The following is a 24,733-nucleotide window of genomic DNA, read 5'->3' as shown; positions in this document are numbered from 1 at the left end:
AAGGGTTAAACCGATCAGGCCGGCTAAATTTTACTCAATTTGTCCTTCAGGATTTGTAAAAACGTTTTAGAGATACTGCCGGAATCTTGGGTTTCTGTTTCAACGGAGTCGCTCCATTGTTTGACCGGGACTTCTATAGAAATATTTGGAAAAGCCGAGAAATGAACCACTTTGTTATCAAAAGCCAATGCAGAAGCTGTTCCTTTTGGGGCAGTATAGCGATAATCTACACCTAAACCAACCGGTTTAAATTCGTTTTCGGATGCAGTTTCGGTGAAGTGGGTAATAAAATGCTTAATAGTCAGGACTGCTTGTTCTGCTTCCGGCAGGCTTCTTTCTTTTCCTTGAACCTTTTCAACCAATGCTTCGATTGCATAGCTGCTAATTAGTTTATTGTGCAGGGAGGTATAGGCTTGAGGGCTTGAAACAAAGTCGAACCCGGCTATACTACCGCCTAAAATCACCACAAGACCGCATTGACCTGACTGAACAGGTATGTTTTGCAAGTACCCGTCAATTTTAGTTTGTTGTTCATAAAAAATATCCCGCATTGCACGACTTTTTGAAGAAGAATTGAAGGTATCATGATAGCCTTCAATATCGTTCCATACTTCGTTTTGCTGGGCATTGTAACCTGCACCCCTTTCAAGGTTGGATTTTACCCGTTCGCTTTTGTTATACCGGGCTTTTGAAGACATGATTACTCCCGAATCGCCAAAAAAGCGGGAGTTGTAGTCCCACCTCCCCCTCTCGGTACAACTGACCGGAATCACGGTTTTGGTCTTTGACGGCAAGAGCAGGCTGGTATTGACAATGCGGTTTTGTTTGGCTCCGATGAGTTCTTCGCCATCCAGCAAAAGCAAAGGCAGGTCGGCATTGTTTGTAACCATTAAATTTGGAACTGAGCCGCTTTCGGACACCTCTGAAACTTCAACAAGTTTTTGATCCAAGCCTTCCTTTAAGGAGATATAATCAGTCCATTTCAGATTTTCGGGCAGAAAAACCGGTACCACCATTAAATTTAAATGCCCGACAGGGGTGCCAAAAATAAGTTGTGCGAGGGTATTGGAAATATTTTTGTTCATCTTACATCATCTTTTTTAGTGAAGAATATATTCTGATTACTAAATGTTAAAGGATGTAAAAAAATTCCATTCACGGAACTTTTTTTCGGTTTAGTCCCAAATTTAGGTCACGCGCATTATGGAGATTTTAAAAATCAAAAGATGCAACATCATTTGATGTGAAAAGGCGGGCAGATGAAAGATGCAGTAAATCAAAACCCTTATTTGATGGATGTAATATAAACAGATAATGTGGCAGCTAACAGGCATAAGGGAACTGCCAGGTTGACTTTGCCAATTTGCTATCGGGATATCGAAAAGATTTTGACTTTTTTCAAGCTCAATATATCGGATTTTATTACTTTTGAATCGGTTGTTCAAAAAAATAAGTCAAGCGAAAGAAGAAGAAATTAGATATTTAACTAAGAAGAATGGCAAGAAGTAATGGAGTTACAATTTGACAGCTTAAAATATCAAGACGTTGACAAAATTAAAACATCTATTGTCGAATATGAACCCGACTTTGGATTGATGTTGAAATGCAAGAGTATGAAAACAGGAAGCGAAAGCGAATATTATTTTGTAATTGAGACCAAAGGAACAAACGACATAAACGATAAAAGATAGTTGACCGAAAGAGTAGGTTACCGCATTAAATGTGCAATGAAATTTTTAGAAGCCCTTGCCTTGGAAGTGTATTACATAGCACCGGTAAAGGAATACAGCTACTTTAAAACGGAAGCTGCCAAAACCACTAACTCAATAATTGAACTATGACAGAAAACGAAATATCATATATCATTCGGGGAGCAATTTACGAAGTATATAACATATTAGGACCAGGTTTATTAGAATCAGTTTACGTGGCTGCGCTTGAATTGGAATTAATAGAAAAAGGACTGAGTGTAAAAAGGGAAGTTCCTTTACCGGTCCACTATAAAACAGAAAAAATAGACCTGGGATTTAGGATAGATCTTTTGGTTAATGATGTAGTCATCATAGAAGTTAAATCAGTAGAAAATTTAGCTGAAGTTCACCACAAACAAGTATTGACCTACTTAAAAATCACCGGATTAAAATTAGCTATTCTTGTCAATTTTAATGTCTCGCAAATATATAAAGGAATTTATAGAAAGGTAAACGGATTATAGTCTCCCGCGAAGTACTCAAATTTTCGCATAGTCAATCTGCGAAAATCAGCGAAATCTGCGGGTGATTTATTTGTTCTGCGGATAGCGTAAATCAAAGCAGAAACAATTTGTGGGCGATTTTTTTCTCCCGCAGATAACGCAAATTAACGCAGAAATAATCAGCGAAATCAGCGGGTGATTTATTTGTTCTGAGGATAGCGTAAATCAAAGCAGAAACAATTTATGGGCGATTTTTTTTCTCCCGCAGATAACGCAAATTAACGCAGAAACAATCATCGGATATCAGCGAAATTTGTGGGTGATTTATTTGCTCTGCGGATACCGTAAATCAAAGCAGAAACAATTTGTGGGCGATTTTTTTCTCCCGCAGATGGCGCAAATGAACACAGAAACAATCTGCGGATATCAGCGAAATCTGCGGGCAATTTATATTGCCTTGGGGATAGCGTAATTCAAAGCAAAAACAATTTGTAGGTGATTTTTTTCTCCCGCAGATGGCTCAAATTAACGCAGAAAAAATCTGCGGGTGATTTATTTGCTCTGCGGATACAGTAAATCAAAGCAGAAACAATTTGTGGGCGATTTTTTTCTCCCGCAGATGGCGCAAATTAACGCAGATACAATCAGCTAAAGATGCGGGCGAATTATTTTCTCCAGCAGATAACACAAATGAATGCAGAAAAAATCTGCGGATATCAGCGAAATCTGCGGGTGATTTTTTTATTCTGAGGATAGCGTAAATCAAAGCAGAATCAATCTGTGGGTGATTTATTAAATATGGAACTAAAAAAAAAGCCCGCCCACTACTATTGTAAGATGGGCAGGCTTGTTTGAACTCCAACCAAAATGCAAACATTTACTCCCTTAACTCTAAGGCATTGCTGCACAAATTGTAACAGGATAAATTTCCGAGAGGAAAATTAAGACTGTTACGAGTTAGCGAAAATTCGCTGGAAATAAATCCAATGCAAAGATAAACCGGTTTTTTTAATTTTGCAAGCGAAATTTCGCTAAACGCAAAAAAAATTTTTGTTTATTTGCTGAAGGGTTTAAATTTTAGACATTCGCATAGTTACTTTGCGCAAAAATCGGCGCAACAAAGGCCATTTCCTACAATGTTACACCGTAAAAAAAGGTCAACTGCATGTTAATCGAACAAAAGGTGCGCATGATTTTTGGGTTAAAGCTCAGACAGCTTCGGCAAAAGGGAGGCTGGTCGCTCAAAGGGTTGGCTGAAAACTGTGGAATTTCGGTGTCTTACCTCAACGAAATTGAAAAAGGCAAGAAATTTCCCAAAACCGAAAAAATAGTAGCCTTGTCGCAAGCTCTTGGGGTCAGCTATGAAGAAATGGTATCACTCAAGGTAACCAAAAATTTAACTCCGGTTGCCGAATTGCTCAATTCGGACTTTTTAAAAGAACTTCCTTTAGAGGTATTCGGTATCGGCATTGAGAGTTTGGTCGAAATTATTTCCAATGCACCGGTCAAGGTAAGCGCATTTATCAGTACCATCATCAGCATTACCCGCAACTACGAAATGCCTGCCGAATTATTTTTATTAGCGACATTGCGTTCCTATCAGGAACTCCACGACAACTATTTTGAAGACCTGGAAGAGGCGGCCGAAAGGTTTGTTGCTGAGTTTGACCTGCCTCCTACCCTGCCGGTTAGTGCCGGACATCTACAAACCTTGCTTGCAGAACAGTATAATTACCGGATTGAAGAAAATCACTTAGGCAAATTTCCCGAACTGCAGGGAATTCGTTCGGTTTTTGTGGAACATAAAGACGGGAACAAACTGCTGTTAAACAACAATCTAAACCCCGCACAAACAGCTTTTCAGTTAGCTAAAGAATTAGGGTATAACTATTTGCAGCTTTCGGGCAGAAACAATACCCAATCCTGGGTAAGAATTAAATCCTTTGAACAAGCACTCAACAATTTTAAGGCTTCCTATTTTGCCGGAGCTTTGTTTTTAAACCGTCATGCAGTGGTTCGGGATGTTGAACGTTTTTTGGCATCCGAAACCTTTGACGGGGAGCAACTATTGCAAATTATCAACAGCTACAATGTTTCGTCCGATACTTTTTTTCACCGTCTGACGAGTATAGCCCCTACTTTTTTGGGGTTGAATGAATTGTTTTTTGCCCGGGTCAGTCATGTAAAAGGCTCGAACCATTTTGACATCACCAAAGAGCTGCACCTGCCTAATCTGCACAATCTTCATGGAAATGAGCTGAACGAGCATTATTGCCGCCGGTGGGTAGGAATTTCGGTGTTATCTGAACTTGAACAGCAACAAAACAACGGCAAAATCCCGCCAGAAGCATTGGTTAAAGTTCAAAGAGCATTATCCCTGACTTCCGGCAATGAATATTTTTGTATTTCAGTTGCCCGAACCGCCTACCCTACTCCAAATACAAACAGCAGCGTTTCCATCGGGTTTTTAATCAACAAGAAGTTTATGAACAAAGTCAGGTTCTGGAATGACATTAATGTTCCGGTGGTTTTGGTCAGTACCACTTGTGAGCGTTGTAAGCTAAACGATTGTACCGAAAGAGCAGCCGAACCCTCGGTGCTGAAAAAGCAAGTTTTCCATAACAAGTTGGAGTCCAAGATAAAAGAAGCCATTTCGGGAGCTTTGGAACACAAGTTGCCGTCAGAACCATAACAGTGCCGGTTTTTTGTGTTAAATTGTGAAAGTTTTTGCTTCCTGCCGAAATAATATAGTCAACCGTTTATATCCTATTGGTTGTTTAACCCTGATAGCGCTGTTAAAACGATTTTAAATATGGACTGCAGACCAACCATTTTTGTGTTATTGACCTTCTTTTTTTTGGGCTCTAATGCGTTTGTTTTTGCCGATAACCCTTCCGGCAATATCAGTTTATCGCAGTCAAATCCGGCGCTTAACCTTTTCGATTATATGCAGGGGGTAAAATTTGCAGAACTGGTAACAAGCCCTGAAGTTCAAAAAAAAATAGACACCGATGGAAGTGTGTTGCTCGATCATTTTGCCAAATACCTGAAAAGCCTTGGTTTTAAAACAGTGGCCATTACCTCCGAAGACAAAAAAACTTTGTACGAATCCGCCCCCTCCTATTGCGATATTGTGCGGGTAAAAGTGCAGATGGAGGTGGTTAAAAAACAGTTGTTTACCAATCATGTCATGGAGTTTAACGCTTGTACCGGCGACTATTTTCAGTTTATTACCACCGATACTTTATACAACGACCCCTATTTACTGGACAAACTGTATTCTATTTGGCGCTCGTTTTACGACACCACCCTGGTTTATGAAAAAGCGAAACGCCTCAAACTTCCGCGCAACCAAACCGGTTGGAACGAAGAAAGTCTTAAAAAATATTTTACCGGCAACAAACCCGACAATAATTTAGAAGGTATTTACGAAAAATTTATCATTGGCGTTCCCAACAAATCCAAATACCGGATTGCAGTGGTCAAAAATCCCGATTCCGGCAACTTCGATGCGATTTACCTCAACGGCGCTTCCAATTACGAAGACTGGCAGGTTGGAGAGGTGGCCGGGTATATTTACCCCACCGGCACCCTGAACTTTTACAATGTGCATTGGTACTCCGAAAACAAGCAAATGGAAGAAGATGTCTATTTGTCGGTGGATCAGTCGAACATGTTGTATCTGACCTTTGCAAACGAAGAGGAGACGGTGTATAAATACTACAAACAGTTTCCGCGTCAGGGACAACAGCGAAGATTAGTAGCTACCGGAAGCGGCATAGCCGTTTCCTCCAACGGCTATATTGTTACCAACAACCATGTTATTCAGGGAGGCAACCTGATAGAAGTTCAAACGATGAGCAACGGTAAAAAAGTGGTCTATCAGGCTGTAGTCATGGTCAACGATGAAATCAACGACCTGGCGGTCATAAAAATCGAAGACTGGAATTTTTCGTCCCTGCCCGAAATACCCTATACCATCAAAACCAACCTGTCTGAAGTGGGTGAAAAGGTTTATACCATGGGGTTTCCCCTATCGGCGACTATGGGCGAATCTCTAAAACTGACGGATGGGGTCATCAGTTCTCCAAAAGGATTTAAAGGCGATGTGTCCACCTATCAGCTAACCGTTCCGGTACATCCGGGAAACAGCGGAGGGCCCCTTTACGATTATCAGGGAAACCTCATTGGCATCATTAAAGCCAAACATTCGCAGGCAGAAAGCGCAACCTATGCCATCAAAACAAGAAACGTCCTCAACCTGATTGAACTGCTGCCCGAAAAAGTGGTGTTGCCCGAAACCAACCTTCTGACCGGAAAAGAACTGAAAGAACAGGTTAAACTGCTGGAAGAGTTTGTGTTTTTTATCAAGGTGCTGGAGTAATGGCAACCTGTTGCCCCTTTATAATCTTATTGATATACTAATTTACTGAGGTAATATGGTTTTGCTTTATTCGTAACACCTTATTCTGTTTGCATAATTATATTAGTCGAAAATAATTGGGTTAATTTTATGGTCAAGGGGTTTATACTTGCGGGATAAATCAAAGAATTACAAGAATATTCAGGCAGGGAAACGGGATGCATTGCCTCTATACATTTAACGGACTATTTTAAAAATTGCAATCAGCATGATGTCCTTGTACAAAATATTACTGCTTAGTTTATTAGCTACTTTTTGTTCCTGTACCGGAAAAGTTCATACTAACCTGCCGGATGAGGCGGTTGCCTCCAAAGCAAGTCCGGAAGTAATAAGAAACTACAAGGCGGTCGAAATATATCCTGATTACGATACTACTTTAGTCAGTCAGTATGTCAGAAGCATTTTTCAGGACTCGAAAGGGAATCTGTGGTTTGGAACCCTTGGCGAAGGAGTAGTAAGATATGATCATGCTACTTTGCAATATTTCGGCAAACCGGAAGGGCTAACCGCCAATAGCATACAGGCGATTGCCGAAGACAAGCAAGGGAATCTGTGGTTTGGAACAGACCTTGGCGCTTTTAAATATGACTGAAAAAATTTTAGAAGCTATACCGGAGAGAATGGGCTGAATAAAAGTTGGGTTGGCCGGAAATGTATTTTGTCTGATAGTGCAGGCAGGCTTTGGATAGGCACAGAAGGCGGAGTTTTTCAATACAATCCGGCTGCCGATAGCATAGGGGGCAAATGTTTTTGGTCGTTTAATTTGCTTGACTCTATAAATGTTACAGACATCATCGAAGACAAATCGGGAAACATTTGGTTTGCTTCTCATAGCAATGGGGTGTTTCGGTATGATGGAAAAACGATAATAAATCTTACAGAGAAAGAAGGCTTGGGAGATAATTATGCCGGTGGTATCATACAGGATCGGGCAGGTAATTTTTGGTTTACCATGAAAGAGGGTATTTGCCGCTATGATGGCAAAAGCTTTACAAGCGTAACAGCCAAAGACGGATTGGGAGGTAGTGAAATATGGGGAATATATATTGAAAAATCGGGAATTATATGGATTACTGCCAGAGGCAGCACGACAAGATTTGACCCTTCTGCCGGAATTTCAAATCCCCAAGCATTTACTGTGTTTACCCCCAAAGACGGGATTAACTGCTGCGTTCAAAGCATGTATCAGGACAAAGACGGAAACATGTGGTGGGGTGCCGGACAAGGACTCTATCGTTTTGACGGCAAACGCTTTTATCAGGTGAAGCAAAAAGTACCCTGGTAGTTATCGCATGTCGGATAGACATACGATGTCTGAATGTCTGATTCTAATTACTGCTTTTTCGTACTTTTTTTATCTATTATTCACGTTAACTCCTGAATTTTCCAAATGGATTTAGCGTGTTTGGCCAGGTCTTTTTGGCGTGCAGCGAGTTTTGATTCGTTCCATGAATCAAAATTTTCGGGAATGGATTTGGTCAACTCGCTGTTTGATTGCAAATAAACAGATTTTTTTTCGGTATATGGTTTTTGGTCTGCTTCTCTGTTCAGTTTTTTTTCAAGAAGGGTCAAATTCCCTATTCTGTAAATAGAACGATTGATTTCTTCAAAAGTAAATTCTCCCCAGGTATCATCGGCATTTTCCGGGAGAATATGTTCAATAGTAAATAAATCGCTTTCGGGGTCAATTTCGTTTTTGTATTGATAAATTTCGATTTTTGACAGGATGTATTTTACGATTTTATGGTTTCGCGTCGTGTTTTTAAATTCTTTGGTCAAAAAATCATTTTCAAACTTCGAATCGCTTACATATATATTTTGAAAGTCAGCAGCGGCAAAGTTTTTGTTGGCGGCAATATTTAAAGCGGCAGTATTATAAACATCTTCTTGTGCGTTGGGATTTAGCCCTCCAATGATATTGTAGCGAAAAGAAACAATGGAACAAATCCGGGCTAATTTTTAAATTTATCGGCATCTAAATTTTTTAACGCAGACAAGAACAGTGAATATGTTTGCCGGATTTGAAACAATTTTAATTCTTTTAATGATTTGCGGATATCAGGCTTATCTTTCCATAAATCATCTTCCGGGTTTTGGATGGCTAAATAGATATCAGCAGTATCGTTCAAGCTTCTGATTAAATCAAATACTTGCGCTTTTGATTTAATGCTGCTTTTAATAGTTTTGAACAGGTTTTTCTTGCCAACCGATTTGTTGATGCTGTTCCAGTAATATCGCAAGTATTCTTCAAATTTTTCATCCCCTAATTTCCCGGCTATTTTGCTCCAAATATTTTCCAGTTCTTCAATTTCTGAAATGTGAGGTTTCGTTTCATCAACAACTGAAAATAAATAATTTTTTAATAAATCAGATGATGATAACTGAACGCCTCTTGCATTCAGCGTTTCAAAAACTTTAAATGCGTTTAGCTGATCCGTTACCTCAATAACTGTAAAAAAAAGTTTGTCCACAATATTCTCAATAAATGCTGCCAAACTCTCCCTGTTAAAAAATCCTTTTTTATCCTGTTGTAATACCAAAGGAAACATTCCCTCATGTGCTTTTCGGAAGTGTTGGTGTTCCGTAAGGGCAATGTTTTTAGCAGGACTAAATGCTGTTTATAATAATCATCGCTGTTTCGGTTTAATTTTAACTTATTGTTTGAAATTAAAGTAACAGGGTCTATATAACCTATATAGCTGTTTAGTAAGCTATCATTTCTTTTAGTATTATTTTCAGGATCAACTCCTGCTTCAATCAATTCTTTTAAACACTTTAATGTGGCAAGTATCAACAAACTCAGGGTGGTTAATCTTTGCTGACCATCAATGATATGGAACTCTTTGTTATTGGATGTTTGCAGCACTAAATATCCCATATAATGCTCATTATCTTCATTTGCCAATAGTGCATTTATATCTTGCCACAAGTCATCCCAATGTTCAGCCTCCCAGGAGTAGTCTCTTTGAAATTTTGGAATTTCATACCGCAACCCATTTCCCATTAACTGCCGGTAGGTCTTATTCGAAGTTCCTTGAATCCCTTTCATCGTTTTTTTGTATTTTCAAATGCTTGATTTGCTTCTTTGTAACAGGCAAAGCGGCCAACGCCAAATCTTTTTCGCCAATATCAAATAACCACTTGTTGCTAAACAAAAACTTCAAAACATTTCGGAGTTGTGCTTGCAAACCTTTGCCGGTTTTTGCCTAATTTCTATGTTCATTCGCCTATCTCCTCTCCTCTTTTTGCTCAATATGGCAACCTCAGTGCACACTAAAATAGCTACTTTAAGGTAAGGACATTCACTTTTTTATCTCCATTTCAGCCATTTGGCGTTAATAATTTATGCTGATTTATGATGTCAAAAGTAGTAACTTGTTTTGAATTATTGCCATTTAATTGACCAAAGTTTCTACAAACAGTTCACCTGGCAGCAGGTAAACAGGAAAGAGCTCCGGAGCTGTGTTGATAAATTTGGTGCAAAAGAATGCTTTATTTCTCTTTCACCTCCACAAAAGGCGAGCGGAGCAGAAAACCTGCTTTTTGCCGTTCTGTGTCGGCAAATTCTTTGAGACCGTAGGTGATTTCATCGGGATTTACCGGATGCCAGGTGCCGAAGATTCTATCCCAAAAAGTGAATACATCTCCATAATGACTGTCGGTAAATTTTTGGTTGTCGGAATGATGTATTTTATGCCAGCCCGGAGTTGAAAATACAGTTCGCCCGTATTTTTCGAACCAATCCGGAAACTTAATATTGCTGTGCTGAACGATGACAAAAACCAAAGCAATGGTTCCGTAAAGAATGAAGGAGGTCATGGAAACTCCCAAAACAAGGATGGCGACACAAAAATAGACTCCCTGCGAATAAATCACATCGAAGGGATGAAAACGCAGCGAGGAAGAAGTGTTCAGATAGAGGTCGGAATGATGGACTCTGTGAAACCGCCATAAAAAAGGGATTTTATGCTGAAGGTTATGGTTGCAATAGCTTCCGAAATCAATCAGCAATATGGTGGCGATGATTTCTACTGCCGGCGGCAAAGCAATTTGGTTAAATAGTCCAATCTGATGGTCGGTAGCATATACAACGGTCATGACCACAATGCTTCCGACAATGATATTGACAACAATGGAGATAAAAGTAAGGATGAAATTGTGCAGGTCGTGTTGTTTTTTGTTCGCCGGTTTAGTCAGATAAGGGCGTATATTTTCTATGCTATACAACGCGATTAACAAGCTAAACAAGATGACAGGTTGGAGGTCGGCTAAAGTTTGCATGGTTTTTATATGTTTTGGTGAATGATGATAAAAGAGGTTTAATTTACTTTTGGCAATTCAGAGGCATGTAAATAAGCCAATCTCCATTTGTTGCTGACGAGTTGCCAAAGTATGGAAATGGCAGTTAGCCCGGACGTGGAAGTGCTTCCGTCTTTCAAATAATCAGTTTCGACAGCGGTAAAAGTTTCTATCACGTTTTCGGCATTAATGATTAAAAAATCGCGTTCTTTTACCTGATAGTCAAAGCTTTGAAGCCCGTTTTCGATGCCTGCCTTGATTCTGTTTTCCAGCATTTCGTAAGTTTTGATTTCTCCGTTCCAGATATTCCGGTAATCGGGCGAATGGAGATGAATGGCTACTCCACGCATCAATTCTCCCTGTCTTAGCAGGTTAAGCAGGTTTTGTTCTGCCTGAATGACTTCTTCGATGATTTTATCTTTTTCCATATCGCAATTGTTTTAAACAGATAGGTTAGTATGTAAAACCATTAAAATAGCTTTTGTCAAAGAGATGTCAGGCATTGAATTTAAAAACTGCATGTAGATACAGCAGGTCTTTTAAAAGTTCGGATTGGGGCAGATAAAATTTTTACCGGACGGTATCTCGGGCAGAGTCAAAAATATGGAGATGGCTGACGAGGTTGTTTGTTCGAAAAAATACCAAAACCGTAGTGGAGGCACAACGGCCGGGAAATTCAGAAGAATTGACGTTAAACCCTTCAACCACTGAGAGGTTTTCGCAACTGTTTATATCGGAAATGTTTAATTTTGATCCATGATTTAAGTCGTCTAAAATTTCATTTTCAACAATTGAGCTGCCCGTTGCCATTTTACCACTTGTAAAACGAACTTTTAAGCTTGGGTTGAAGTGCCTGAAAAATTGGTTTCGGATGGACGTATCTTTATAAAGGTTTTCCATCGAATACCGGTAGTAATCCGACCATTCTTTTGACCGGTTCATCGCTTTATTTCCGGCATCCTGATGAATACGATAAAGCGAGGACAGTTTTTCTCTTGCAGCCGACAACCTGCTTCGAACCGTTCCGACCGGAATGCCCAAAATGACGGCTATTTCTTCGTAGCTGTTGAAACTGCTGAAATATCTCAAAATCAGGCAGGATTGAAGTTCGCCCGACAACCGGCTTATCAACGAATATAAAACCTGTTGGTTGGAGCTTTGGTCAAATTGCAGGTGGATACTGTCGTAAATGTCAGAGTCCGTTCCGGCAAAACGCTGCAACCGGTGCAGCGATTTTTCTTTTCTCAACAATAAATGGCAATGGTTGAGCAAAATTTTCTTCAACCACGGATAGAATGAAGCATGTTGGCGCAGTGTGTGGATATTCGTAAAAGCAGAAATAAAGGTGTCTTGAAGGGCATCCTGAGCATTGCCGGAATTACCGCAAACCCGAAGGGCATGAAGGTAAAGATAGGGTCGAAACCATTGAAATGCCGCCCCAAACGATTGGGCATCGCCATTCATCGCCGTCTGAATATGATGTTTGATGGGTTCGGATATTTCTAACGCTTTCATACTGTTGACGTTTAACCTGTTGCGTTAAAATGGCGGATTTGTAAGAAAGGGAAACCGGGAAAAGACCTTTTCAATTGAATATACCGTGTTTTTGACTGATCTGCCGGGGTCTTTCAACAAATGTACGGTTCTGATTGCAGATTTTAATGTGGTCAACCTTCAAAAAAAGCTAAAAATCGGGAAATTGCCGGACCGGTTGTTTATCATTTGCACTTCCGATGTTCTTTTCCTGTTTTTGGCGCATAATTTTATGGGTTGGTAATACCACTCATTTTCAGGGATTAACCCTTTGACAGGATATCCTTCCATGATAATAACATTGAATTAAAAACAGCCCGAAACACCAGTTTTGGTTACTGTGGTGAAAACATGCAGCACAACCCTACGGTCAAAAACGCCACCCCGCAAATCAAAAACGGCGTTGGTTCTGTCAAAAACCAACTACCTGCCCCCTGTTTTACCCCTGCCCTGTTCGGTTTTTACTAAAAGTCACTGAAAAAAAGGGTCAAAAAGGTTTCAATTAAAACTTCTAAAATTACAATTTTAAGAAAGAAAATGATGATTTTAAGGAATAAAATTGCAATTAAAATCTCCCAAACCACAATTAAATTTTTTGAAATTGCAATTGAATCGAAGAAAAAAGAGATTTTAAAGAGGAAAATGTCAATTGAAAAGAAGAAAATTGAAATTTTAGCCTCAAAAATTGATTTTTAGCTCTTTAAAATTGCAATTTAAAAGGGTAAAATTGCAATTTAAATGTTTAAAATCGCAATTAAAATCTTTAAAAAAGCAATGTTTTTAAGCGGCAAATCGAAAAGCTGAGGCGAATCTACGGGTTTGGGACTTAGGAAGTATCGGGGAGTTTTTTGTTGCTAAGTTAGCGGGTTCGGGGTTAAAAAAACAGGAGTTTTACCTCAAACTGTCATAGATGGTTTTGAGTTGAGAATCGCCAAAGCCATAGATTCCTTCTTTCTCTGAAAAAACGGAAAACACGGTTTGAAAATCGGCGGCTTGGGAGTTTATCAGTTCCTGCACGAACCTTTCGGGTCTGCCTAAAGTATGGTCTGCCGGAAACCGGTCTGTATGTGCGCGGCATACTTCTTCCAAAAATCGGAAGCAACGGGATTTAAGTTTGGACAAAGTTGTCAATAGTCCGAGGTTGTGGTGTTGATAGGCGATCCATAAATTTATACCAAGTTCTAAGTCTTTGGGTTCAAACAATACCTTGTCGAGGTATGCCTGTTCAAGAATTTCGGGAGTTGCGATTCCAAAACCTTTCCACCGGTCTGCTTCGTTGTCTGTGATTGGAAAAATACGGTAAAGGGTTAAGTCGGAACGATTGGAGAGCAAAAAAAGGACAAACCACAGATTGACCTGACAAAACAAGTCGTTTTCAAACCAAAGACAGACTTCCGCATTGCGGGGCAGGTTATTTAGTTTGTTCAACTCGCTGACAGTTCTGGTTTTATATTCCTGAGGTGAAACCCGATAGGTTGATGAGATAAACATTGCCCGTTTTTCCCAAAACTCGTCCAAATTTCCGGCACTGACATCACCGACAATCAAACATTCGCGGCAAACAATAAAGTCAGGAGGTATAGTGGTCTGACTTAACTGTGTGGCAAGACTATCGCCGTTCAGGATATGGAAAGGAGTCATGGTTTTGATGATTTATGGTAAAGGTTTCGGTTGAAGCGGGTGTTTTTTGGCTAACCGGATGGCATAGTTGTTTATTGAATCACAAATTTTCGTTTCGCTACGATTTTTCCCTTCGGGTTGATGACAGATATCCAATACATTCCCTTTTCCCAGTTGGAGGTGTCGGTGTAAAAACGGGTTTGATGAACTGGGCTTTGAAAAACGGTTTGTCCGGAAAGGTTGGTTATGATGAGCAAAAAACCGGAAAGGTTTTCAAATTCGGTAAGGTCAACAATGATTTGGTTGCCGGCGGGGTTTGGATAGATAAAAAGCGCCGGTTCCTGAGTTTCGGGCATGGAAAGTCCGGTTGTGCCGGTTACGGTTAAAACTGTGTCAAAACTGGCAATCGTGGCATCAAAGCCGCTAATCGGGCAAACGCTGCCCTGATGATATTCTATGCGCAGCGTGTAATTGCCAACCGGAAAAACTCCTATCTTAAATGTATCAATACTGTTGCAAGGGGTGGTTAGCCAGTACCCGCAATAAGTGGGTATAATGAGTATCATGGTATCTTCTATCATGGTTTGATAGGAATAAACCATGCCATAAGAACATTCTCCGAAATAGGACAAGTCAGATACAATGATGATGCTGTCGTTTTCGGCAGGGTTTTCGGGAAAAATGGAAATTTGGTTGACCTGTTGTGCCTGTAAGGTTAAAAAGAAATTTAAAAAAGGAATTAACAATAAGTGCCTGAGTTTCATGGTAAGGATTTTAAGAATGAACTTTAAGTTGACAAATTCTTTTTTAATCAAAAATGAACAGAGATAAAAAAAGAATCGGAGTTGGCATCAGGTTAGATTTAATGAATTTAAAAATCTTTTTTTCACAATTCAAAAATCTTCCCTGTTTGGCAATTCAATCAAGGTAGATTGAGAAGCGGCACATAGTTTTTCCAATCCGTTGTTGACCACAAACACATCTGAACGGCAAACCGTCAGGGTTTTTCCATATTTCAAAACGCGCGATTTTCCGATCAACAATTCCCCTTTTGCCGGCGAAAGCAAATTGAGTTTAAACTCAACGGTCAGTACGGAAGAGTTATTTTGCATCAGAGAAAAGGCTGCATAACCGGCTGCATTATCTGCAACAGTGCCGACAATTCCGGCATGGAAAAAAGCATGTTGTTGGGTGATGTTGATATTATAAAGGACCTGAATTTCGCAATAACCCGGTTCTATCAGGCCGAGTTGGGCCTGAATATGTTCCATAAATTTTTGGCGGGCAAAACTTTTTATGACCCTTTCTTTATAGTTGTTGTCTTTAGGTATGAACTGCATCGGAATGCCATATTTTGATGTGGGTTGAGGGTAAAGTTAATAGATTTTCAGAAAATGTTTCAAAGCCGGTTGCCGGTTGTTGATCTGTTCATGTTTGTGGAATTAAAACGATGAAATTTGTAAAATTTGCAGGCAAAACCATTTCGTCTAAAAAATCAAGGCGTTAGGCCGGTGTTTTGTCCAGCCTGACAAAGGAGTTTCAAGGGCTGTTGTTTGACCGTTGAAAATCAATTCGGAACCGATTTAATAAATTTAATAACCCCTGACATATAGCGTTCCTGATCGTCATACATACACATGTGGCTGCCGTTTTCACAGAGTAAAAACTGACCATTAGGAAGTTCTTTGCTCATCCATTCCATATATTTCGGATCCATGGTGTCGTGAGTAGCGCCAATGACGAGGGTAGGAACCTGAATGTTTTTCAACTCTTTGCTCACATCCCAGGTAGCAAGTTTGCCGGCAATACCAAACTCGCTTGGCCCCTGCATGATGACATACAAATCGCTGTTCAGTTTGTTGAAAGGACGGCTCACGGGCTCCGGCCATTCTTCTAATCTCAGGATATGTTTTGCATAAAAATTGGGCAGGAGTAATTCCATGTATTCGGGGTTTTCAAAATCGCCTTTTTCTTCAATAGCCCTGATTTTCTGGAGCACATCAGGGGGCAGTTTTTTTGCCAACACCTCATCGGCATATTTTCCGTATTCGGGTGCACTTGCCATCATGTTTGAAATAATCAGCCCTTTCAGATGTTGCTGATGCTTCAGTGCATACTCCATGGCGAGAATGCCGCCCCATGAATGTCCGAGCAGGTAAAAATTGCTTTTATCTAACCGTAAGGCATTTCTAACCTGCTCCACTTCGTCCACATAGCGCGCCAAATCGTAGAGTGAGGTGTCTTTTGGGTTGTCCGAGTTGCCACAGGCCAACTGATCGTAGTAAATAAATTCAATCCCTTCTTTTGGGAAAAAGCTTTCAAAAAATTCAAAGTATTCGTGGGACAATCCGGGTCCGCCATTGAGCAACAAAACTTTTTGAGACGGATTATTGCCAAAACGCTTTGTCCAAACGTTAAATTCTCCTTTTGGAGTGTTGATGCGGATGGTCTTTACCCCGCCTGTTTGTATGCCATGCTCATAAGGGGTAAAGTATGAGGGTGTATTTTCTTCAATAGCCGTTTTCGGTTGGGTTGTGCATGAGGTGAGTGCAGAATAAATGGTCAGCAAACAGATGAAAAGTAGAGTTTGGGGTTTCATAAGCCTAAAATTTTGTTAGAGGAGGTTAATATGGCAATATAGCCGTAAAATATGCACAACTTACAAAGCTTTTTACTCAAATTACGCCTCCCCTGCCCGAAAAGATTTGTTCCATCCAAGTCTTCGGGTGAAAACACCGATTGCACATTCAATATAGTCTCAAAACAGCTGAATTTGATTACAGCTATTGTGTTTGCCCCTCTATGCAACAAATTTAGCTGATGATTTTCAAAATAACATCGGGATTGCACGGATGCCTCACAGAGGTTTATTCTTTTCTCTGTACAATTTTTACACAGAGGTTCACAGAGGCATCACAGAGTTACACAGAGGTTTATTCTTTTCTCTGTAGTTCTATGTGTAAAAAAATCTCTGCGGTTCTCTGTGCTATTATTTACACAGAGGTTCACAGAGGCATCACAGAGTTACACAGAGGTTTATTCTTTTCTCTGTAGTTCTATGTGTAAAAAAATCTCTGCGGTTCTCTGTGCTATTATTTACACAGAGGTTCACAGAGGCATCACAGAGTTGCACAGAGGGTTATTCTTTTCTCTGCGGTTCTCCGTGCAAAAAAATCTCTGCGGTTCTCTGTGCTATTATTTACACAGAGGTTTATTCTTTTCTCTGCGGTTCTTCGTGCAAAAAAATCTCTGTGGTTCTCTGTGCTATTATACGAAAATGACATTTTAAGCAGCCCAAAAGGTATTTAAGCAGATATATTGGTAACTACAGATAGATTTTACCATATCCGGTGTAATGTTATTTATTGTTTCAGTAAAGAAGTTGCTGATTAGTTCAAGGCTTGTGAAGTGTTTGTTGGTGAACTTTCTTTTGATGTGGTGCCATATTTTTTCAGCTGGATTGAGTTCGGGACTGTAAGGAGGCAGAAAGACAAGAAAAATATTTTCGGGTATTTTGAGCTTTTTTGCCTTGTGGAAAGCCCCGTTGTCTAAAACAATGATTTTGTATTCAGCAGGAGTTTGAAGGGAAAATTCATGGAGAAACACCTGAAAGGTATTTGCACTGCAACAAGGCATTTCCAACTGAAACTGATCCCTGTTACGGGAGAAAATGCTCCGAAAAGATAAGTGTATTGAAACACCTGCTGAAAATTGCAAACCGGCTGTATGCCTTTGGCGGTCAATCCCCTCCCGTGCCTGGTATGCAGACCAAAGCGGCTCTCGTCCTGAAAGTATAAATTTATGCTGTCATAGCATGGCGGAACAGACAACGCTATTTCCGCTATTTTTGAACTAAAGTTTTTTAAAAAAAACTACAGCCTCCGCATCCTTTTTCACATGACTTTTGCGTGCTGCCTTCACTTTGCTGCCAAATTTCCTGCCCGCATATTTTAGTAGCGTGTTATACTTCAATAGTTCGGTAAAAAAGTGTTTACATTGTACAAAAGAAAGGTAAAACGATTATTTTTAATTGACAGAAAAAAAACAAACCGTTTTACCTATGAAAGCAGAAACCTTCACAGTGGCAATATTACGAAAAATGAGCGATATTGGTATGAGCCAAAAGAAATTTATAATACACATTGTTGTTTTATTATTGAGTATTCGCAGCCGGATAAATTACCTGATGCTGTCACGTTATGGGAAATATAGCGAAAAAAGCTACCGCTTGAATTTTGAAAAAAGACTTTGATTTTGAGACCTTTAACAGAGAGTTAATTCTTTCAAATTGTAGCAACTCCCTGCTGTGGATATTTGATCCGAGCCATATTGCCAAAAGCGGGAAGCATACGCCGGGTGTGGGCTATTTTTGGTCGGGCTGTGCCAGTTCAGTGAAATGGGGTTTGGAGTTAAGTGCCTTAGCGATAGGGGATATAGAAAACCAGACAGCACTGCATTACCATGCCTGGCAGACCGAGTGGCAAAAGGGACGGAAAGTTTGCGAATATGGTATGCGAAGCTGCTTTGCAGTCGGGCGTTGGAATTGCAGCAGATGACCAAAATATTGACGGCAGATGCCTTTTTCTCCAAAAACCTTTTGTGGATATGGTTTGCGCTGCCGGCTTTACCTTCGTTAGTCGCTTACAACACAATAGCTACCTGCGCTATGCATATACAGGCGAACAAAAACCGGGTAGGGGACGGCGCAAAGAGTATGGCGGGAAAATTGACCTCAGAAACCTGGATGTAGCACATTTTACCATACTCAAAAAGGTGGATCATGAAATTGTTTATGAAGGCATTGCCCATGTGCGCAGTTTGAAACGTTGGTGTAAATTAGTCGTTGTTCATGTACTGCGCAATGGAGCAGTAAGCAAAGTAGCCGCCTATTTTTCAACCGATAAGGATATGGAAGGCTTAGTCGTTTACCAATGTTACAAAATGCGCTATCAAATAGAGTTTCTATTCAGAGATGCCAAGACCCACCTGGGGTTGGAACACTCACAAAGCAGACAGAAAGATGCCCTTAATTTTCATTTCAATATAAGCCTTTCTACAATCAATGTGGCCAAAGCAGCTCACTGGCTCAACATTCCCAAAAATGAAAGAGGACCTTTCTCAATGGCAGACATTAAAACGCAATATATCAACGAATTGCTACTCGACCGATTAATTTCCTTGTATGGCAAAGACCCATCTGTGGAAAAAAATAAACCCGAAATCAAAAAACTATACCAATTAGGGCGTATTGCCGCTTAGAATTTTACCGAACTATTGATACTTAACTTCCTTTTTAAATTCCTGCTCTACCCATTGCTGCAACTCTATATACCCCGCCAAACCATTATTGGGATCCTTTAACTTCTCTTCTATTCTATCTTGTTCTTCTTGCGTAAACACCGAGTGTCTGCCTGTTTTTCCTTTTCTGCCATTGTGAAGCAAGGCTTCTATTCCCCCTGTTCTATAATTTTTACGCCATGTGTTAATACTTTGACCCCATACCCCTACTCGCGCTTCTTCGTAATACCTTTTTCTCCGACCTTCTTCATCTCTATCAACATCAACAGTCGTAAACGAATCATCGCAGGTGACTGACGAAGTAGTTTCCTTATTTCCTCAAAACTCTCTTTTACAGGTATATATAGTGCCTTTGACATAACTATGACTCGGTTTTAAAATGACAAAGATAAAATTAATAACACAATTACTAAATCAAGGCTAAATTGTTTTTCATTTCTGTATTATTTACACAGAGGTTCACAGAGGCATCACAGAGTTACACAGAGGTTTATTCTTTCTCTGTGGTTCTCCGTGCAAAAAAATCTCTGAGGTTCTCTGTGCTATTATTTACACAAAGGTTCACAGAGGCATCACAGAGTTACACAGAGGTTTATTCTTTCTCTGAGGTTCTCCGTGCAAAAAAAATCTCTGAGGTTCTCTGTGCTATTATTTTCATAGAGGCATCACAGAGTTACACAGAGGGTTATTCTTTTCTCTGTGGTTCTCCGTGTAAAAAAATCTCTGAGGTTCTCTGTGCTATTATTTACACAGAGGTTCACAGAGGCATCACAGAGTTACACAGAGAGTTATTCTTTCTCTGAGGTTCTCTGTGCTATTATTTTCATAGAGGCATCACAGAGTTACACAGAGGGTTATTCTTTTCTCTGTGGTTCTCCTTTCAAAAAATCTCTGTGGTTCTCAGTGCAATTTATTCACAGAGTTATACCGACTGCACATTCAATTTATTGTCCAATATCTACTGCATCTGATTGCGTCAGTTTCGTTTGCCCGTCTATTCGAAAAAAATATCAACTCATTTTCAAGGTAACATTTTGATACCAAACGATTCTACGAGTCTATTCCTTTTTGGTGGTGGAACAGTTTTGCCATGTTCTTGATAGGCTTATATGCAGGGAAAAAAAGGTTTTTCCAAAGAATAAACGAGATAAAACCCTCCTTAACAAAACTTTGGGTTGTTGCCGGCTTTTGTGCTATTGCGGGTAATGCAGTTTTTGTTTGGGCCTATCATCTTCAAAACCTATTTGTGCCTAACCTGTACAATGTGGTTTATGCAGGAACGCAGATTATAGCGATTCCGGGGATGACCTTGTATTATATATTGTCGTTTTGTTTGGTTGCCGGCAGTCAGTTTGGAACGAAACTGTTTAGATTGTTTGCACCTATGGGGAAAATTGCCCTGAGCAACTATGTTCTTCAATCGCTCATTCAGAACATCCTGCTGTTTGGGTTCGGATTTGGATTATACGGAACTGTATCACCGGCACAGGGCATTCTTTGGTGCCTTGGAATATATAGTGCTCAGTTAATATTCAGCCATTAGCATGTTTCAAAATTTTCTTACGGCCCTTTAGAGTGGATTTTGCGTAACCTTACCTATTCCAACCTCAAAACAGCAAAAAACCGTTAACCGGGCAATCCCAAATACAGAGTTGCGGGGAAAATCTAAAAGTGTAAGAATCGCAAGGCGCAGATTTTGAAAAAACTTAAAGGTCGGCATCATACTCTGTTTGAAGGTCGCGAAGAAATTCATCCATTGCGCTGTTGACCTGATCGGGCTCTTCAATGGTAGAACTATGTCCGGCACCTTTTAAAATGAGCAATTGGGCATTGGGAATTTGGCTGTGTATGCGCTCGGCTTTGGCAGGAACGGTTGCGATATCCTGATCGCCAACCATGACTAAAGTGGGAGCGGTAATTTTTTTCAGTTCGTCAAAAACAGGTTTCCGGTCAATCACGCCATCCACTGCTCTGACAATGGTTTTGGGATTTTTTTCAACATACATTCTCCACTTATCCCGTTCGGCTTTTCTGACCGGGTTGTTCAGAAAATTTTGTCCAAACATAATTTTCATTATTCGTCTTGCAATAGGGGCTGCCCCAAACAGCCTGTAAATTACAGTCAACAACCGGTATTTGAAAACAAAAGGCTCTTCGTCAGCGGAAGTTTCCAATAGAATCAGCGATTTGACCAAATCGGGATACCGGACTGCCAAACGCATTGCCACAAACCCTCCCATAGATAAACCGACAATATGACAACTTCCCAGTTGAAGGGCATTGATGAGTTGAACAGCATCTTCAGTCAGGGTGTCCATATCATAACCGGTTTCGGTTAATTCGCTTTGCCCCTGCCCTCTGTGGTCATAAGCCACACAACGGTATCTGTTTTTGAAATAATTGATTTGCGCACCAAACATTTGAGAATTGAGCAGTAATCCGTGGCTAAACAGGATGGTTTCTTCTCCTTCACCGTGAATTTCATAATACAGTTTTACATCGTTGACAGTAACAAAGGGCATAAAAAATTTCGTTTAATTAAAAATGCCTGTCAGGGAGCGCAATTTAAAGTGAATTTCACCGATAAAGGTAAACATTTTGATATCAACCGATGTTTTTTGTTTCTAACAATATACTTTTATCTAATAAAGGCAGGCAAACGCATAGAATTATCAAATAGCCTCTCGTCTTTCGTCCGTTTAAAGTGTTAATTTAACTGTTTTAGCATACGTTTTACAAAATCACACTTTTTGGATGCATATGCCATGATATTTTTTTTGATTACTCATTATTTAATTATGTTTGCTGCCACAAATATAGGACTTTCCTGATGAAAATTAATTTCAATTTTCTGATTTTATTGTTTGGGTGTTTGATTAGTTTCGGCGCAGCCGGACAAACTGCTTCAGTGCAAACGGACCCGATTTCCAAAACGCTGCATTATTTGTTTCAACACGTCAACTATTTGTCTGCCGATAGTCTCGAAGGAAGACAAACCGGTTCGAAAGGGGAACAAATGGCCTATCGCTATATTTCCGAACAGTTCAGGCTAATCGGACTTCAACCCAAAGGCAGTTCGGATAGTTATTTGCAGCCTTTTACTTTTGTGGCAGGACGCAGTTATACAGGAACCAACAAAATCACAATCGGCAAAACCGTTTTTGAACCTGAAAAAGACTATTTCGCCCTTCCGGAATCAGGCATTGGACAAGTTAAAGCTAAAGTGGTCAATGTAGGATTTGGAATAGATGCCCCCGATTTGAAGTATTCCGATTATGAAGACAAGAAAGATTTAAAAGGTAAAATATTTTTAATCAACCTGTCATCCCCCGATGGCATTCATCCTCACTCGAAATATCTGAATTATTCGGGGGTGAATATAAAAATAGCAACGGCAGTCGAAAAAGGCGCTTCTGCCATCTTATTTTACAATATTGACCCTACCCTTCCCGATCCTGAAAACAAAATGAATGCCAAGGTAATTGCTGCCGGTATTCCGGTTATATTCATTCTTAAGGACTCCTACAAAAAAATTGAAACAACAAACCCCAAGCTATCCGCAAACATTCAGTTAAACCTTCAGAAAAACGAACGTACCGGACATAATGTGATCGGATATTTGGACAACAAGGCGCAAAACACAGTGGTCATCGGCGCACACTACGATCATTTGGGATATGGTGAAAGCGGAGGCTCACTTCATGCCGGACAACCGGCAATTCATAACGGCGCAGACGATAATGCAAGCGGGGTTGCCGCAGTCATAGAACTGGCACGCGCATTAACTAAGTTTCCTGAAACCCAAAACAATAATTACCTGTTTATTGCTTTTTCGGGAGAAGAACTCGGTTTGTACGGCTCCAATTATTTTGTTCAAAATCCCACCATTCCCTTGAACACGGTCAATTATATGTTCAATTATGATATGGTAGGGCGTTTGGATACACAATCCCGTGCTTTGACCATCAACAGTGTCGGAACTTCTCCGCAATGGGCTTCCCTCAAATCTTTGGAGGTTGGCAACCTCCACCTGATTACCACTGAGTCCGGAATTGGACCATCAGACCACACTTCTTTTTTTTGGCAAAAAATACCGGCACTTCACTTTTTTACCGGACTGCATACCGATTATCATAAACCTTCGGATGATGCACAGTTAGTAAACTTCGAAGGTATAGAAACGGTTGTCAACTTTACACTCAAAGCTATTCAGACGTTTAATCAAAGCGATAAACTGACCTTTACCCCCACCAAAACCGAAGAAAGCAAGAAAGCACCCAAATATAAAGTTACACTCGGTATCATGCCAGATTACGCTTTTGAAGGCACAGGCGTTAAAATTACCGGAGTTATTGACGGAAGACCGGCACAAACAGCCGGGCTTGAAGCAGGAGACATCATCCTCCAGATCAATGAAACAGAGGTAAAAGATATGTACTCTTATATGGATGCTCTCAGCAAATTTAAAACAGGGGATAAGGCTACGATTATTATAAAAAGATTGTCTGAAACGCAAAAAATAAATGTGTTTTTTTGAAAAAAAGAAAAAAATCTGTATTTTTGCAAATTAGTATAGAACCTTTGCGAAATTTATCAGGTTTTTCCTTTAAATTTGGGGAACAGTTTAAATGTATTGCCTTTTAAATAAAAAACAGCAACAATGTTGATATTGGGCATAGATACAAGTACCCGTATATGTTCGGTAGCTTTGTCTTTAAAAGGCGAAACGCTGGATTATATAGAAAATTCAGAGGGTATGTTACATGCTTCGGTCATTACCCTTCAAATACAAGAGATAGTTAAAAGAAACGGGTATGAAATCAGTCAATTGGATGCAGTTGCCCTCAGTAAAGGACCCGGATCATATACCGGACTGAGGATAGGAACTTCTGCAGCAAAGGGGTTATGCTATGCTTTAGATATTCCGTTGGTTGGTGTCGGTACTTTGGAAGCTCTTGCCTGGAAAGTTTCAAACAATATAAATGAAACTTATGCGTATTATATGCCTATGATAGATGCCATGCGAATGGAAGTATATACGGCTGTTTACACCGCTTCTTTAGAATGTGTTGAAGAACCAGGCGCAACCATAGTTACTCCTGCAACATTTGAAAGTTTTTTTAACGAAAGAACCTGTTATTATTTTGGTAACGGTGCCTCAAAATGCACAGAAACCCTGACCTCTTCCAATGCGGTTTATGTGCCCGGACAAGAATGTTCAGCTTCAAACCTTTCAACAATAGCCTATCAAAAAATTAATTCAAACGAAACAGAAAATGTTGCGTATTTTTACCCCGAATACATTAAGCAATATCATTTTGTAAAACAGAAAAATTTGTAAATCATCACCTTTTTATTTTCATCAA

20 protein-coding genes and 2 pseudogenes are annotated in these 24,733 nt (G+C 39.9%); 11 read left to right on the top strand and 11 right to left on the bottom strand.

All coding sequences use genetic code 11. The annotated features are described in order from the left end of the window. Positions 1–23: 23 nt before the first annotated feature. Positions 24–1,085, bottom strand: coding sequence for a hypothetical protein (locus IPM47_02950; protein QQS29928.1), 1,062 nt, complete (start codon positions 1,083–1,085; stop codon positions 24–26). A gap of 423 nt (positions 1,086–1,508) precedes the next feature. Between IPM47_02950 and IPM47_02945 the strand changes: the two genes are divergently transcribed. The 5 genes and pseudogenes from IPM47_02945 to IPM47_02925 all read left to right on the top strand — a co-directional run bounded on the left by IPM47_02945 (position 1,509) and on the right by IPM47_02925 (position 7,902). Beyond that, complete coding sequence (locus IPM47_02945) at positions 1,509–1,691, top strand: hypothetical protein (GenBank protein ID QQS29927.1); 183 nt, start codon at positions 1,509–1,511, stop codon at positions 1,689–1,691. Positions 1,692–1,837: 146 nt separating this feature from the next. After that, positions 1,838–2,215 (top strand): GxxExxY protein, encoded by a 378-nt coding sequence (locus IPM47_02940; protein ID QQS29926.1) that lies wholly within the window; start codon positions 1,838–1,840, stop codon positions 2,213–2,215. Positions 2,216–3,359: 1,144 nt separating this feature from the next. Continuing rightward, positions 3,360–4,886: a helix-turn-helix domain-containing protein gene (locus tag IPM47_02935; GenBank protein QQS29925.1), complete on the top strand. Its 1,527-nt coding sequence runs from the start codon at positions 3,360–3,362 to the stop codon at positions 4,884–4,886. A 120-nt stretch (positions 4,887–5,006) separates the two neighbouring features. After that, positions 5,007–6,578, top strand: coding sequence for a serine protease (locus IPM47_02930; GenBank protein QQS29924.1), 1,572 nt, complete (start codon positions 5,007–5,009; stop codon positions 6,576–6,578). A gap of 250 nt (positions 6,579–6,828) precedes the next feature. Continuing rightward, positions 6,829–7,902, top strand: a pseudogene (locus IPM47_02925) (regulator). Positions 7,903–7,982: 80 nt separating this feature from the next. Here IPM47_02925 and IPM47_02920 read toward each other — a convergent pair. From IPM47_02920 to IPM47_02880, 9 genes and pseudogenes are all read right to left on the bottom strand, one after another. Beyond that, positions 7,983–9,666, bottom strand: a pseudogene (locus IPM47_02920) (DUF262 domain-containing protein). A gap of 443 nt (positions 9,667–10,109) precedes the next feature. Continuing rightward, positions 10,110–10,898 (bottom strand): sterol desaturase family protein, encoded by a 789-nt coding sequence (locus tag IPM47_02915; GenBank protein QQS29923.1) that lies wholly within the window; start codon positions 10,896–10,898, stop codon positions 10,110–10,112. 38 nt (positions 10,899–10,936) lie between these two features. After that, complete coding sequence (locus IPM47_02910; GenBank protein QQS29922.1) at positions 10,937–11,344, bottom strand: hypothetical protein; 408 nt, start codon at positions 11,342–11,344, stop codon at positions 10,937–10,939. Between the two features lie 142 nt (positions 11,345–11,486). Beyond that, a complete protein-coding gene (locus IPM47_02905; GenBank protein QQS29921.1) occupies positions 11,487–12,431 on the bottom strand; it encodes an RNA polymerase sigma factor in 945 nt (314 codons plus the stop codon). Between the two features lie 909 nt (positions 12,432–13,340). Further along, entirely contained in the window at positions 13,341–14,090 is a 750-nt protein-coding gene (locus IPM47_02900; GenBank protein ID QQS29920.1) for a DUF1835 domain-containing protein, read from the bottom strand. 71 nt (positions 14,091–14,161) lie between these two features. Then, positions 14,162–14,833, bottom strand: a complete 672-nt coding sequence (locus IPM47_02895) for a T9SS type A sorting domain-containing protein (protein QQS29919.1) — start codon at positions 14,831–14,833, stop codon at positions 14,162–14,164. Positions 14,834–14,962: 129 nt separating this feature from the next. Beyond that, positions 14,963–15,409, bottom strand: coding sequence for a PaaI family thioesterase (locus IPM47_02890; GenBank protein QQS29918.1), 447 nt, complete (start codon positions 15,407–15,409; stop codon positions 14,963–14,965). Positions 15,410–15,636: 227 nt separating this feature from the next. Then, complete coding sequence (locus IPM47_02885; GenBank protein QQS29917.1) at positions 15,637–16,668, bottom strand: proline iminopeptidase-family hydrolase; 1,032 nt, start codon at positions 16,666–16,668, stop codon at positions 15,637–15,639. Positions 16,669–17,354: 686 nt separating this feature from the next. Beyond that, positions 17,355–17,705 carry a transposase gene (locus IPM47_02880; protein QQS29916.1) on the bottom strand — a complete coding sequence of 117 codons (351 nt, stop codon included), beginning with the start codon at positions 17,703–17,705 and terminating at the stop codon, positions 17,355–17,357. Between the two features lie 424 nt (positions 17,706–18,129). Between IPM47_02880 and IPM47_02875 the strand changes: the two genes are divergently transcribed. The 4 genes from IPM47_02875 (at position 18,130) to IPM47_02860 (ending at position 20,910) form a co-directional block, all read left to right on the top strand. Continuing rightward, positions 18,130–18,321, top strand: a complete 192-nt coding sequence (locus tag IPM47_02875; protein QQS29915.1) for a hypothetical protein — start codon at positions 18,130–18,132, stop codon at positions 18,319–18,321. Continuing rightward, positions 18,305–18,625 carry a hypothetical protein gene (locus IPM47_02870; protein QQS29914.1) on the top strand — a complete coding sequence of 107 codons (321 nt, stop codon included), beginning with the start codon at positions 18,305–18,307 and terminating at the stop codon, positions 18,623–18,625. Before IPM47_02875 ends, IPM47_02870 begins: the two co-directional genes overlap by 17 nt. Beyond that, a complete protein-coding gene (locus IPM47_02865) occupies positions 18,576–19,328 on the top strand; it encodes a transposase (protein QQS29913.1) in 753 nt (250 codons plus the stop codon). Before IPM47_02870 ends, IPM47_02865 begins: the two co-directional genes overlap by 50 nt. Positions 19,329–20,457: 1,129 nt before the next feature. Further along, entirely contained in the window at positions 20,458–20,910 is a 453-nt protein-coding gene (locus IPM47_02860) for a DUF418 domain-containing protein (GenBank protein QQS29912.1), read from the top strand. A gap of 163 nt (positions 20,911–21,073) precedes the next feature. Here the strand turns inward: IPM47_02860 and IPM47_02855 are convergent, their stop codons facing one another. After that, positions 21,074–21,889: an alpha/beta hydrolase gene (locus tag IPM47_02855; GenBank protein QQS29911.1), complete on the bottom strand. Its 816-nt coding sequence runs from the start codon at positions 21,887–21,889 to the stop codon at positions 21,074–21,076. A 308-nt stretch (positions 21,890–22,197) separates the two neighbouring features. Here IPM47_02855 and IPM47_02850 point away from each other — a divergent pair, with 308 nt between their 5' ends. Then, complete coding sequence (locus IPM47_02850; GenBank protein QQS29910.1) at positions 22,198–23,904, top strand: M28 family peptidase; 1,707 nt, start codon at positions 22,198–22,200, stop codon at positions 23,902–23,904. Positions 23,905–24,027: 123 nt separating this feature from the next. After that, a complete protein-coding gene (tsaB, locus tag IPM47_02845; GenBank protein ID QQS29909.1) occupies positions 24,028–24,708 on the top strand; it encodes a tRNA (adenosine(37)-N6)-threonylcarbamoyltransferase complex dimerization subunit type 1 TsaB in 681 nt (226 codons plus the stop codon). Positions 24,709–24,733 lie beyond the last annotated feature (25 nt).

This window comes from Sphingobacteriales bacterium (genome assembly GCA_016700115.1).
GTDB lineage: Bacteria > Bacteroidota > Bacteroidia > Chitinophagales > UBA2359 > UBA2359.
Note: the sequence above shows the minus strand (reverse complement) of the source record. Positions and strands in the feature narration are given on the sequence as shown.

Bases quoted from the DNA above. Each gene is read 5' to 3' on its own strand.
- IPM47_02950 (QQS29928.1), bottom strand. From the start codon at position 1,085: ATGAACAAAAATATTTCCAATACCCTCGCACAACTTATTTTTGGCACC.
- IPM47_02945 (QQS29927.1), top strand. From the start codon at position 1,509: ATGGAGTTACAATTTGACAGCTTAAAATATCAAGACGTTGACAAAATT.
- IPM47_02940 (QQS29926.1), top strand. From the start codon at position 1,838: ATGACAGAAAACGAAATATCATATATCATTCGGGGAGCAATTTACGAA.
- IPM47_02935 (QQS29925.1), top strand. From the start codon at position 3,360: ATGTTAATCGAACAAAAGGTGCGCATGATTTTTGGGTTAAAGCTCAGA.
- IPM47_02930 (QQS29924.1), top strand. From the start codon at position 5,007: ATGGACTGCAGACCAACCATTTTTGTGTTATTGACCTTCTTTTTTTTG.
- IPM47_02915 (QQS29923.1), bottom strand. From the start codon at position 10,898: ATGCAAACTTTAGCCGACCTCCAACCTGTCATCTTGTTTAGCTTGTTA.
- IPM47_02910 (QQS29922.1), bottom strand. From the start codon at position 11,344: ATGGAAAAAGATAAAATCATCGAAGAAGTCATTCAGGCAGAACAAAAC.
- IPM47_02905 (QQS29921.1), bottom strand. From the start codon at position 12,431: ATGAAAGCGTTAGAAATATCCGAACCCATCAAACATCATATTCAGACG.
- IPM47_02900 (QQS29920.1), bottom strand. From the start codon at position 14,090: ATGACTCCTTTCCATATCCTGAACGGCGATAGTCTTGCCACACAGTTA.
- IPM47_02895 (QQS29919.1), bottom strand. From the start codon at position 14,833: ATGAAACTCAGGCACTTATTGTTAATTCCTTTTTTAAATTTCTTTTTA.
- IPM47_02890 (QQS29918.1), bottom strand. From the start codon at position 15,409: ATGCAGTTCATACCTAAAGACAACAACTATAAAGAAAGGGTCATAAAA.
- IPM47_02885 (QQS29917.1), bottom strand. From the start codon at position 16,668: ATGAAACCCCAAACTCTACTTTTCATCTGTTTGCTGACCATTTATTCT.
- IPM47_02880 (QQS29916.1), bottom strand. From the start codon at position 17,705: ATGCCTTGTTGCAGTGCAAATACCTTTCAGGTGTTTCTCCATGAATTT.
- IPM47_02875 (QQS29915.1), top strand. From the start codon at position 18,130: ATGAAAGCAGAAACCTTCACAGTGGCAATATTACGAAAAATGAGCGAT.
- IPM47_02865 (QQS29913.1), top strand. From the start codon at position 18,576: ATGGTATGCGAAGCTGCTTTGCAGTCGGGCGTTGGAATTGCAGCAGAT.
- IPM47_02860 (QQS29912.1), top strand. From the start codon at position 20,458: ATGTTCTTGATAGGCTTATATGCAGGGAAAAAAAGGTTTTTCCAAAGA.
- IPM47_02855 (QQS29911.1), bottom strand. From the start codon at position 21,889: ATGCCCTTTGTTACTGTCAACGATGTAAAACTGTATTATGAAATTCAC.
- IPM47_02850 (QQS29910.1), top strand. From the start codon at position 22,198: ATGAAAATTAATTTCAATTTTCTGATTTTATTGTTTGGGTGTTTGATT.
- tsaB (QQS29909.1), top strand. From the start codon at position 24,028: ATGTTGATATTGGGCATAGATACAAGTACCCGTATATGTTCGGTAGCT.